This window comes from Shewanella sp. 125m-1, from assembly GCF_052977065.1.
Map to the genome: position 1 here is coordinate 65222 of NZ_JBRILT010000021.1, position 11905 is coordinate 77126.

Sequence of the window (11905 nt, forward strand, 5' to 3'; positions counted from 1 at the left end):
ATTACCAACTCTGCTGCTGAAGAATGGCAATAATGTCCTTATGCACCTGCGCCATACTTTGGCTGGCATCGACAATTTTTATTGAATCATCGCTATCTGCAAATGATAAGAAAGTGGCACGAGCACGGTCAAAAAACTCAATTTCTTGCAGCTCAATACGATCAAGCTCACCCCGTCGAGCTGCGCGCTCAAGCCCTAACTTAGGGTCAATATCTAGGTAAAGGGTCAGGTCTGGTTTAAAACCTTTAAGCGTGGCATCACTGATAGCTGAGACTAATGGCATTAATCTTCTACCACCACCTTGATATGCAAGTGAAGACAAGTTGTGTCTATCACCTAATACCCACTCACCGTTAGCTAAAGCAGGTTTGATAACGTTTGCAACCAATTGTGCTCTTGCTGCGTAAAACAGCAAACACTCAGCTTCATCACATAAGGGATCGCTGTCATTAGCGACTTTAACTAAGTCACGCATCTGCTCAGCGAGTGGCGTTCCTCCCGGTTCACGAGTACAAACAGGAGCTTGCCCTATATGTTTTTCAATAAAATCTCTAACCAATGCGATTGCACTTGATTTACCCGCCCCCTCAAGCCCTTCAATCACGATAAACTTGGCGGAATGTTCAGTTTGTGTATTCATCGATTTCTCTGATATTTATTCACTGCTCGATTATGCTCTGTCAGTGTTTTAGAAAAAATATGGCTACCATCATTTCGTGATACGAAATAAAAATAATCAACGTCAGCGGGATGCGCGGCGGCTTGTATTGCTGCTAAACTGGGTGCAGCAATTGGCGTGGGTGGTAACCCATTAATTCTGTATGTATTAAATGCGGTCGTTTCACGCAGATCTTTACGAGTGATATTGCCAGCATATCTGTCGCCCATGCCGTAAATAACCGTTGGGTCCGTTTGTAATCGCATGCCTTTACGTAAACGATTGACAAATACTGCAGCTATCCAGGGGCGCTCGCTTGCTTTACCTGTTTCTTTCTCAATAATTGAGGCTAAGATGAGTAACTCATAAGCCGATTTTAACGGTAAGCCTTGCTGACGTCCTTGCCAGGCTTTTTCAAGCTCAAGCTTCATTTTCAAATAACTTTTATTGAGTAAGGCCTGATCAGTAGAGCCAGCTCGATAATGATAAGTGTCTGGGAAAAACTTCCCCTCAGGCAAACCGGAGTCATCACCATTGGCAACAAGTACCTGGTTAAACACATCTTGCTCTTGCTGCAACCTTGCTTGCTGTTCCAGTATGAGTAACCACTCTTTAACCGTTTGCCCCTCTAATAGGGTCACACCGAAAGACTTCTCTTTACCGCTAATGATTTTAGCCATCAGACTATTGAGGCTTTCGTTTGGTGTAACTTCATAAAGGCCTGAGCGAATGTGTGCTAACTCTGGTTTTAAACGTACAAGCCATTTAAGTTTCCAGCCTTCGTCGATTAACTGTTCAGTTTCCAAAACAGAGATAAATTGATTAAATGTGGTTCCCCGTTTAATCGTTAACTCTTGTACAGAGGTGGCTTTTATTGGTTGTTCACCATAGGCAAGTAGTGTTTGGTAGCACCAATATCCCGCCATGGCTGCGATAGTAAGAAGAGTAAATCCGGTTGCGAAGACGCTGATTATAATTTTTTTCATAGTGTCAAACTGAGTTGTTCTCTTAAGCTTGGAGTCCAAGTTGCTGGTGTAAATGTAAAATCGTCAATCCTTACAATATCGACAAGTCCAAAAAGGCTATTAGTGATAAACGCATGCTTTACCTGGTTAAGCCTACTGTACTGGATATCTGTTACTTCTATTTTATGACCCATTTGTAAAAGCTGGTGCATGACTTGCTCTCGCATCATACCCGCCACTCCCGCATAACTCATTCGTGGTGTAACGAGCTTTTCATCGACAACAAAGAAGATGTTAGCCATCGATGACTCAATAATATTATCTTCAAAGTCAATGACTAACCAGTCATGTATTCCTTCAGGTAATTCAATTGACTTGATAAGCACTTGCTCTAGGCGATTGCAGTGTTTTATCCCCGCAAGTTTGGGCTGCTTACCCAATGACACAGGCGAAAGAGCTAGCCCTACCCCCTGCTGTTGCCACTTTTTATAGTGTGCAGGAAAATCACTCACAGACACAATTTCAGTTACGTTTAGCGGCTCAGAGCGATCAGTGTTATGAGCGCTATTTTGCGGAGTCGAAACACTGCAGGCATTAGCGGATTGATTCGACAACTCCGCAGTGATTATATCTGCTGCTAAATTCGGTCTATTTACAGGCGCACTATAACCTCGTCCGCCAACACCTCGAGTAAGTAAAAGTTTGATACAAGAGTGCGGATTGGCTTGCGCTAATGTGTGTAATTGCTGTTGAAGCACAGGCGAAACTGCCCAGTGAAACCCTAAACGATAAGCGCCTTGAGTAAGACGCTCCATATGTGCGGTAAAAAACAGGATCTCACCTTGGTCTACTCGCATAGTCGCAAATAAACCGTCACCATAAGCTAATCCCCTATCAAGGGGATCAACATTTATGCCGGGCTGTCCATTTACCCAAACCTTAGGCATTAGCAAAGCAGGCTTCACTCTCTAGTTCTGTTAAACCCATGTTTCGCTAGAGTCCCTTATATTTAAAATTGCCTTATTTCGCGAGCAGGTGCTGTATACGTGCCTTGAGAATATCAGTTGCGATTCGGTTTTTACCACCACGAGGCACGATAATATCAGCGTACTGCTTAGATGGCTCAATAAACTGTAGGAACATTGGACGCACAGTCTCAGTATACTGTTGCATAACCGATTCCATCGTTCTTCCGCGCTCAGCGACATCACGAGATAAACGGCGCATAAAACAAATGTCTAGTGGTGTATCCATAAACACAGATGCGTCCATCTCTTTACGCAGAGCAGGATCGGTTAGCAACAAAATCCCTTCAAGAATAATGACTTTCTTAGGGGTAAGTGTCACTTTCTGTTCAGTACGAGTATGCTCTGTATAACTATAAACAGGTACATCAACTGCATGACCTGCTTTAAGCTCACGCAAATGCGTGCATAATAGTTCATGATCCAATGCTTTAGGATGGTCATAGTTAGTCAATACACGTTGATCCATCGACAGATGGCCTTGGTCGCGATAATACGCATCTTCTGCAATCACACCAATTTGATCTGTACCTAAATCACGGCAAAGTTCTTCGTAAATCGTTTTAGCGATAAGACTTTTACCTGACGCAGACGCGCCCGCGATACCAATTACAACACAATCTTTAGAATTCATTAAAATAGACCTTATTCGTCATCAGACATGCTAATTGATACTTTAGGCTGTGCTTGACATAAAGCAAGCTGTGCCCCGACCTTTCTAGCGATTTCACGATATATACCAGCGACTTGACTTGACTCATCAGCCACTACTGTTGGCGTACCTTTATCCATATCTTCACGGATATTCAATTGCAGCGGCAATTGACCAAGCAATGGCACATTGTAGCGAGTTGCCATTTTTTGGCCGCCTTCAGCACCAAATGGATGATCTTTATGACCACATTCAGGGCAAAGGTGGAAGCTCATGTTTTCAACAATACCCAGTACAGGAATGTTCACTTTCTGGAACATACTCACGCCTTTTTTAGCGTCCGCCAAGGCGATATCCTGAGGGGTCGTCACAATCACAGCACCACTCACTGGTACTTTTTGTGAAAGTGTTAATTGAATATCACCGGTTCCTGGTGGCATATCAATCACTAAGTAATCCAGCTCTGGCCACTCAGTTTCAGTCAGCAATTGTACTAATGCACCCGCCGCCATAGGACCACGCCATACCGCAGCTTGGTCGCCATCAAGCATAAAGCCAATAGACTGCGCGACAATGCCGTGAGCTATTGCCGACGTCATAATCTTGCCATCTGGCGATACAGGCTTGAAATCTTCAACACCTAACATCATAGGAATTGATGGGCCATAAATATCAGCATCTAAAATACCAACACTGGCACCTTCTGCAGCTAACGCTAGCGCTAGGTTAACGGCTGTAGTTGATTTACCCACACCGCCTTTGCCCGATGCCACAGCAATCACTTGCTTAATGTTTGGCAAAGGTTCAACTGCACTAATTGCTGAAACGGTTTCTGGTTGGAAGTCAATTTCACATTCAACTTCGTCAATTGCATCCAATACAGCTAACTCTTTAGTCACAGCCATAACGATATCACGGTACAGTGTCTGGCACGGGTACGCGTAACATAGGCCGAGCTGTAGTCGCTTACCTTCAATGGCAAGCTTGGTTACCATACCAGCGCTTAACAAACTCTTGTTCAAATACGTGTCTTGAAACGAATCTAGAATCGCTAATACCTGGCTGAGTAGATCATCATCAAGATGATAATTTGGATGAGTTGAAGACAAAATGCAGACCCCCTAAATATGATTTGCGCAATTGTACCAGATATTCTGGCAAACATTAGTCTAGATTTAATCCACTTGTGCGAGCTTTTGATGAAACTATCTATTGGATCGGTTAGTATCTATGCCATTCTAATTAGGTTCCCAGCGATTTTGAGAAAAGATGGCAAATTCACAACGTAAAATCCTCGTCACTAGTGCACTTCCGTATGCTAACGGTCCAATCCATTTGGGTCACATGCTTGAGTATATTCAAACCGATATTTGGTCACGTTTCCAAAAGCTACGTGGGCACGAATGTCACTACATCTGCGCTGACGATGCTCATGGCACGCCAATCATGCTTAAAGCACAACAGATGGGTATTGCACCAGAAGAGATGATTGCTCAAGTTCAAAAAGAGCATGAAAAGGATTTTGCTGACTTCAATATTCAATTTGACAACTTCCACAGCACTCACAGTGATGAAAACCGTGAGCTAGCGAGTCAAATTTATATCAAGTTACGCGACGCGGGTTATATTAAAACCAAAACCATTTCACAGTTATTTGACCCTGAAAAGTCAATGTTCCTGCCTGACCGTTTTGTAAAAGGCACTTGCCCACGTTGTAAGTCAGAAGATCAGTATGGCGACAACTGTGATAACTGCGGCGCCACTTACAGCACCACTGACTTGATCAATCCTAAGTCTGCTGTATCGGGTGCGACACCAATCATGAAAGACACTGAACACTTCTTCTTTGACCTGCCAGCATTTGAAGGCATGTTAAAAGAGTGGATCAACTCAGGCTCTCTACAACAAGAGATGGCCAATAAGCTGGGAGAGTGGTTTGAGCAAGGTCTGCAGCAGTGGGATATTTCTCGCGATGCACCTTACTTTGGCTTTGAGATCCCAGATGCACCCGGTAAATTCTTCTACGTTTGGTTAGATGCACCAATCGGCTACATGGGTTCATTTAAAAACCTATGTGATAAGCGTGATGATCTAAACTTTGACGATTTCTGGAGCAAAGATTCTACAGCTGAAGTTTATCACTTCATCGGTAAAGATATCGTTTACTTCCACAGTCTCTTCTGGCCAGCCATGCTCGAAGGTGCAGGTCTGCGTAAGCCTACCAGTGTTTATGCACATGGTTATGTGACAGTAAACGGCGCTAAGATGTCAAAGTCTAAAGGTACCTTTATTAAGGCACGTACTTACCTTGATAACCTAGATCCAGAATATCTTCGTTACTACTACGCGGCTAAGCTTAGCAGCAGAATCGATGATTTAGACTTGAATCTAGAAGATTTTGCCCAGCGCGTAAACTCAGATTTAGTCGGCAAGTTGGTTAACCTGGCGTCACGTACCGCAGGCTTTATCAGTAAGCGTTTTGACGGCAAGCTCGCTAAAATTGCAGACACTAGCCTGACGACAAGTTTCTTAGCTAAGCAAGAAATCATTGCGAACTTCTATGAAACCCGTGAATACGGCAAAGCGATGCGTGAAATCATGGCACTTGCTGATATCGCTAACGCTTATGTCGCTGACTCAGCGCCATGGCAGTTAATTAAAGAAGAAGATAAGCAAGAAGAAGCACATCAGGTTTGCAGTAATGCACTTAACCTGTTCCGGATCTTGGTGACCTACCTTAAGCCTGTGCTACCTAAACTTGCTCAAGATGTTGAAGCCTTCTTACAGATGGAATTGACTTGGGACAATTTAGATGTCGATCTTGCTGATCACGAAATTGCTAAATTCAAAGCCTTGATGCAACGCGTTGAGATGAAGAGTATTGAAGCAATTATCGAAGCGTCAAAAGAAAACCTGCAAGTGACTGCAGAGCCTGAAGTGAAGCAAGAGATTAAGACTCCGCTTGAGCAAGATCCTATCGCTGAAGAGATAAGCTTTGATGATTTCGCTAAAATTGATCTGCGTATTGCGCGCATTGCAAAAGCTGAACACGTTAAAGAAGCCAACAAGCTCTTACGACTAGAGCTAGATTTAGGCGGTGAAACCAAGCAAGTCTTTGCCGGTATCAAGTCAGCTTACGCTCCAGAAGATCTAGAAGGTAAGCTTACTGTCATGGTCGCTAACCTTGCCCCACGTCAAATGCGCTTTGGTGTATCTGAAGGCATGGTATTGGCCGCAGGGCCTGGTGGCAAAGATCTTTGGATCATGGAGCCACATGAAGGCGCGCAGCCTGGCATGAAAGTGAAGTAACCCCAATATCGGGTTTAGAGTCATTCAAAACAAAAAAAGCCGCTAATTAGCGGCTTTTTTATTATCAAATGTTTGTTATATTAAGCTGTTATACCGGATTCACGATATCAACAAAGTGATGCTTAACCCCAAACTGCTCTGCTAGATGTGCGCCTAACGCCTGAATACCATAAAGCTCGGTAGCATGATGGCCAGCAGCATAATACTGTACGCCCTGCTCTACTGCGCAGTGATAAGTGCGCTCAGACACTTCACCACTGATAAAGGCATCAATCCCCATACTTGCTGCAATATCAATATAATCCTGTGCGCCGCCGGTACACCAAGCCACAGTGCTAACCATGGCATCTTGGCAGCCTAAATGCTGGCATTGACGGTTTAGCTTATTAGAGATCTGTTGATTAAAGTCACTAGCCATTGTGGGCGTTGCCAGCTTTCCTCGCCAAATTAAACCTTGGGCTACATTGTCGATAACTTCAGCCTCCACGATCCCCAACACTTTTGCTAACTGGACATTATTGCCAATCTCAGGATGCGCATCTAACGGTAAGTGATAGCCAAATAAATTAATATCATTTGTCAGCAAGGCCTTAATACGCTTTTGTTTCATGCCTACAATCACTTCTGGTTCACTTTTCCAGAAAAATCCATGATGAACCAAAATAGCGTCTGCGTTCAACTCAATGGCAGCATCAATCAACGCCTGACAAGCTGTGACACCTGTTACTATGGTATTGATCTGTAGCTTACCTTCAACCTGCAATCCATTTGGTGCATAGTCTTTAAAGTTCGAAATTTGTAAAAAACTTGCCAAATATTGGCTTAATTCGGTCCGAGTCATAAATCCGCCAAGAATACTCAAAAATGCATTTTAACCTATTGTTACTACAAATATATAGTTGAAGCAGAAACACGCCATTTATAATCATTGCTCAAAAATCACACCGACTTAACTCACTAATTAGGCTAAAGTGCTCAAAACATCATAGAAATTCAGCCAGATCCGGCTAAAATTGGACTTTACGGTACATTAAACGATAAAATCATTACAAACCTTCAAGTACACACAAAAATAAACAGGTTATTATTATGTCAAAACTGACCAAAGAAGAAGTTATCAGCTCACTTGAGACAGCACTAACTCAGCGTGATGGCCAAGCTGTTAAGATTGAACAGAAAGGTAGCTGGTACAAAATCGATGGCGGTAAATCTTTACGCTTTAGTGAGTTAGAAGCGATGTTAGCTGAAGTTGGCGGCAATAGTGCCCCTGTAGCAGCTAAAGTAGAAACAAAGACCGTTGCGGCTAAGCCAACCGCTAAGAAAGCAACAGTGAAAAAAGCGGCTAAACCTGCAGCCAAAAACGGTGGTAAAACACCAAAAGAACTTTGGCGTGAAAAGCTAGCGGGTAAAGGTCAACTACCTCGCGGTTTCTAAGCTTCATTGATTAAGACTGATTGAAGAGGCAATCCCCCTTGCTAGCTTCGATTAATAAAAAACTCCGTCACTTTAGGGTAACGGAGTTTTTTATTATCTAATACGTTAAAACATTAGCAATTTTTAATTTTGTTTAAACGTTAACCCATAAACGCTAGTTGTGCCGCTAACCTCATTGCCAATCACTAACAGAGGCTGTGCTGTTGGACTGTTTTCTGCTCCAATAAACTTCATTCCTTCTGGACCTAAATCGCCCGCTAAGGTCGCATCGCCTACCACCTCACCTGTATCGGTATTAATTTCAAAATCGGCATCGAAATCTCGGTTAACAAGATAATCAACAAAGCTGACCTCGAAAGGGTTACTGATATCGTAAATCATAAAGCCACCATTGCGCTCAAGGCCTATAAAAGCGTAATACTTGCCAGCAATCTTGCCGATAGCTAACGCTTCAGGTTCTCCGGCTTTATCGTCACTTCGACTATCACCTTTGCTCTCATCATTATTGTTATTAAACTGCTCACCAAGAACGGCGGCTGTGATTCTGGAAAAATCAGATGCTGAGTCAAAGACTTGCTCCCCTTGCTCATCCCAAATAGAAAATGAACGCGCACCATAACTAATGATTTGATCCATATCGCCATCATTGTCGCTATCGCCCATACTTGTGGTGACTTTTAAACGGCCAAGTTGAGTTTTATCTTGCGCGGCAATAAGCTGCGGGTGTGCAGGATCTAAGATTAAATCGTCTGCTCGTGCTTCTTCAGAAAAACCATCATAATCTCGTGCATCGCCTTCATTCGCAGTGACAATAAAATTAGCACCTTTCCATTGGTAGCTTTGAATAGTATCTGGCTGATACATGCCATAAACATCTTTATAGGCAACGAAGTTAACTCGATTATCCTTATCACTGGCATCAATTTTATTTTGCTCAATACCATAATCTTTAAGCCCGAGCGCCAATATTGAATCAATCGTTTTGCTCTTTAGATCAATCACTGCAATGGCATTATTCTCCTGTAATGACACATAAGCTTTAGTATTATCTTCACTCACTGCGATATATTCAGGCTCAAGATCTTGAGCGACGCTCGCCCCGGGTCCATTTACTTTAATTAATGGACTCAGTTCATCTTCTCTCAAAGCGCCAACATTAAACGCTGTAAAGCCCATTTCTGTCGCAGTAGGTTCAGGAGTGCCATCTTTGATTTCAATCACTGAAATGCTCCCTTCAGGATCGACACTGTACGCCGAGTTAGGCTCACCTTCGTTAGCCACTAACAGCAATGACCCATCTCGGTTAAAGACAACATTATCAGGCAAATAACCAACCTCAACCTGTTGGATCAATTCACTTTCACCACTATTGTCTAAACGATAAAACGCAATATAGCCGCGTCCCTGCCGACTATTACCTTTATCATCTGCGCGCTCTACCGCTACAGCAAGTAGATCACCATATACGCTTAAACTGTTTACACCACCCAACCTTTGCAAGTTTAAATCCGCACTGACATCAATATCGGTAAGTTTATTGATGTTATTGAGCGCTAATGCCCCCGATCCAGTCACTGCATCATCTAAACTCAAACTTGCACCGTCTAAAACATCGACTTTTCCGCTTTTAGCGTTCACGACAAAGATCCGTTGTGATTCCACATGGAAATCAACAATCTCTGCAGCACTTAACCCGTAAATATGACTCTGATAGCGGCCAATCAACTCTGCGGTAAGCCCCCCTTGAGAGCCATTGGTACTTTCCTTACAAAGATACTGAGTTTGAGTCGTATCAATCTCGCTGTCATCTAACAGACCATTTGAATTTGAATCTAATCCTGTGGTCAGCATTTGTCCGCCTAATGGACATTGGTCATTGCCTAGTGCAAGTTCAGAGACTGACACGAGCGCATTCATTCCATCTTGGCCAGCCGCGCCCTGATCACCATCATCACTACAAGCGGTAACCCAACAAGCTGCAAGTAAAACTGGGAGCAGCTTAAATTGATTATTCATTATTATTCCTTTCATCCATCTTCAGGGTAAGAAAGCCGGCATTATCGACGACTTGTAAACACAAGCATTGTTTAAAGCCACCCAATTTAGGTCTAATAAAAGACGCTAAGATGACAGCTAAAAGACATTTTTAAGACAATCTTTAACGGACAATAAAGGTACTCGCTACAGAAAAGAGACACTGGAAAGACAAAGATGTTTGCTTACAAATTGCCTGGGCTAACGCGGAAAATAAAGCTCAACAAGGATTGATTATTAAGTTTAAAACGCTAATATAATGGCATCTGACACTTTAGTTATTCCTTACATTAAAGTGTTCCTTTCATTCGCTAAACCCGTTATTTACCTGTTTAGACCGCAATGTAAGTACCACCAGATCGAGTACATACACTTTTAGCGTTAAATTGAAATTTCTCCGCAAAGTCTTTTGCCATAAGCAAACAGTTTTCAGCTATTGAAATGATAGTTTTCGTTTTATTTACACAATTAAGCAACAAGATGTAGAGGTCCCGTTGAACAACTCAGCAAATAACCAGACGACGAATAAATATCCTTTTGGTGCCAGCCTAACGCTGTTGATCCCTATGCTATCGGCTATTGTCGCTATCACGCCACTCGCCATTGACATGTATCTCCCCGCAATGGCTACACTTGCATCGAGTTTTCATACTGACATTACCTTAGTACAGCAATCATTAAGCTTATATTTAGCAGGTTACGCCTTAGGCATGCTCTGTTTCGGCCCCCTAGCCGACAGGTTTGGCAGAAAAAAATTGGTCATTCTTGGTTTAACTGGCTTTATGCTCACAAGTTTAGGTCTTGCGTTCGTCACCACGATAGAAAGCTTTTTGGCTTTACGCTTTTTTCAGGCTTTTATCGGCGCTGCAGCCACGGTTGTTGTTCCGGGGTATATCAAAGAGCTGTATGGGAAAAACACCGCTAAAGGCATGTCTTATGTCAGCTTAATCATGATGTTAGCACCATTAATAGCCCCAAGCATTGGGAGCTTAATTCTAGAGTTTGGTGAGTGGCAGCTTATCTTTTTTATCCTGGCATTTTATGCACTAACCTTGCTTATTTTAGTAAGCCTAAAGCTGAATATGCCAAGCGATAAAGATCCTTCAAGTAGAAGTGAACAATCCTTTTTTGGTGCTTATGCCACCGTGTTTACTAAGAAGGGAGTTAAACTCAATATAGCCAGTGGCGTATTAACCTCATTTGCTTTTTTCTGCTACTTAACCGCATCACCATTTGTGTATATGGAAGTGTTTGGACTCGATAAATCAGTGTTTGCAATTTTGTTTAGTACTAACGTAGGCGCATTAATGCTAGCCAATGTGATTAATAGCAAAATCGTTGGACGTTATGGTTCAAAACGTATGCTCAAAGTAGCAACCTTTTTCGGCGCTATAGCAGGTACAGCTCTGCTAATAGTTAACCTATTAGGACTAAACTACCTGTTTACAGTGATGATGTTATTGCCCTTAATGGCTTGCCTAGGTGTGATGTCGGTTAACGCTGATGCGATTGTGCTGATGAAATTTCAAAAGGAAACAGGTACTGCAACAGCTGTAATTGGTACCTTAAGGTTTGGTTTTGGCGCGTTAGCAGGCCCCTTGTTAGCCCTATTTTATACAGGTACAGCAGTGCCGTTCTCAGCCTTAATGCTTTCGGCGGTGATACTAGTCGCTTGTTGTCAGTTTTTAAGCAGCCATGAGCCTATAGAGACTAATGAACAAGCATAAGGGAAATATCACTGATAAATCTCGTGAGGGTGTAACAGATTCTGTGTAACTGCAGTTTTAGTTAATATGTTTCACAAGTCTGTCTTCAAACTCAATAATAA

General features: G+C 42.7%; 10 protein-coding genes. 3 read left to right on the plus strand and 7 right to left on the minus strand.

The annotated features are described in order from the left end of the window. Window position 1: 1 nt before the first annotated feature. The 5 genes from tmk to apbC form a co-directional block, all read right to left on the minus strand. The gene (tmk, locus tag ACVBIK_RS11285; protein ID WP_447162844.1) at window positions 2–640 is read right to left on the minus strand and encodes a dTMP kinase; all 639 of its coding nucleotides are present in this window, start codon (window positions 638–640) and stop codon (window positions 2–4) included. Then, window positions 637–1644, minus strand: coding sequence for an endolytic transglycosylase MltG (mltG, locus tag ACVBIK_RS11290; protein ID WP_447161344.1), 1008 nt, complete (start codon window positions 1642–1644; stop codon window positions 637–639). Before mltG ends, tmk begins: the two co-directional genes overlap by 4 nt. Further along, complete coding sequence (gene pabC / locus ACVBIK_RS11295) at window positions 1641–2570, minus strand: aminodeoxychorismate lyase (RefSeq protein ID WP_447169700.1); 930 nt, start codon at window positions 2568–2570, stop codon at window positions 1641–1643. Before pabC ends, mltG begins: the two co-directional genes overlap by 4 nt. A gap of 73 nt (window positions 2571–2643) precedes the next feature. Beyond that, the gene (gene udk, locus ACVBIK_RS11300; RefSeq protein WP_447161345.1) at window positions 2644–3282 is read right to left on the minus strand and encodes a uridine kinase; all 639 of its coding nucleotides are present in this window, start codon (window positions 3280–3282) and stop codon (window positions 2644–2646) included. A gap of 11 nt (window positions 3283–3293) precedes the next feature. Further along, on the minus strand, window positions 3294–4409 hold the full coding sequence (gene apbC, locus ACVBIK_RS11305) for an iron-sulfur cluster carrier protein ApbC (protein WP_447169697.1): 1116 nt from the start codon (window positions 4407–4409) through the stop codon (window positions 3294–3296). Between the two features lie 160 nt (window positions 4410–4569). Here apbC and metG point away from each other — a divergent pair, with 160 nt between their 5' ends. After that, entirely contained in the window at window positions 4570–6609 is a 2040-nt protein-coding gene (gene metG / locus ACVBIK_RS11310; protein ID WP_447161347.1) for a methionine--tRNA ligase, read from the plus strand. Between the two features lie 88 nt (window positions 6610–6697). Here the strand turns inward: metG and ACVBIK_RS11315 are convergent, their stop codons facing one another. Beyond that, complete coding sequence (locus ACVBIK_RS11315) at window positions 6698–7450, minus strand: Nif3-like dinuclear metal center hexameric protein (RefSeq protein WP_447161348.1); 753 nt, start codon at window positions 7448–7450, stop codon at window positions 6698–6700. A gap of 248 nt (window positions 7451–7698) precedes the next feature. Here ACVBIK_RS11315 and ACVBIK_RS11320 point away from each other — a divergent pair, with 248 nt between their 5' ends. Next, on the plus strand, window positions 7699–8043 hold the full coding sequence (locus ACVBIK_RS11320) for a hypothetical protein (protein WP_447169698.1): 345 nt from the start codon (window positions 7699–7701) through the stop codon (window positions 8041–8043). Between the two features lie 123 nt (window positions 8044–8166). Here the strand turns inward: ACVBIK_RS11320 and ACVBIK_RS11325 are convergent, their stop codons facing one another. Beyond that, a complete protein-coding gene (locus tag ACVBIK_RS11325) occupies window positions 8167–10059 on the minus strand; it encodes a choice-of-anchor I family protein (protein WP_447169699.1) in 1893 nt (630 codons plus the stop codon). A 512-nt stretch (window positions 10060–10571) separates the two neighbouring features. On the opposite strand from ACVBIK_RS11325, the gene ACVBIK_RS11330 reads away from it, so the two are divergent. Continuing rightward, window positions 10572–11804, plus strand: coding sequence for a multidrug effflux MFS transporter (locus ACVBIK_RS11330; RefSeq protein WP_447161351.1), 1233 nt, complete (start codon window positions 10572–10574; stop codon window positions 11802–11804). The last annotated feature ends 101 nt before the right edge of the window (window positions 11805–11905 follow it).

What these genes read in the sequence shown, in the direction of transcription:
- ACVBIK_RS11325 (WP_447169699.1), bottom strand. Translation starts at nt 10,059, where the DNA reads ATGAATAATCAATTTAAGCTGCTCCCAGTTTTACTTGCAGCTTGTTGG.
- mltG (WP_447161344.1), bottom strand. Translation starts at nt 1,644, where the DNA reads ATGAAAAAAATTATAATCAGCGTCTTCGCAACCGGATTTACTCTTCTT.
- pabC (WP_447169700.1), bottom strand. Translation starts at nt 2,570, where the DNA reads ATGCCTAAGGTTTGGGTAAATGGACAGCCCGGCATAAATGTTGATCCC.
- udk (WP_447161345.1), bottom strand. Translation starts at nt 3,282, where the DNA reads ATGAATTCTAAAGATTGTGTTGTAATTGGTATCGCGGGCGCGTCTGCG.
- tmk (WP_447162844.1), bottom strand. Translation starts at nt 640, where the DNA reads ATGAATACACAAACTGAACATTCCGCCAAGTTTATCGTGATTGAAGGG.
- ACVBIK_RS11320 (WP_447169698.1), top strand. Translation starts at nt 7,699, where the DNA reads ATGTCAAAACTGACCAAAGAAGAAGTTATCAGCTCACTTGAGACAGCA.
- metG (WP_447161347.1), top strand. Translation starts at nt 4,570, where the DNA reads ATGGCAAATTCACAACGTAAAATCCTCGTCACTAGTGCACTTCCGTAT.
- ACVBIK_RS11315 (WP_447161348.1), bottom strand. Translation starts at nt 7,450, where the DNA reads ATGACTCGGACCGAATTAAGCCAATATTTGGCAAGTTTTTTACAAATT.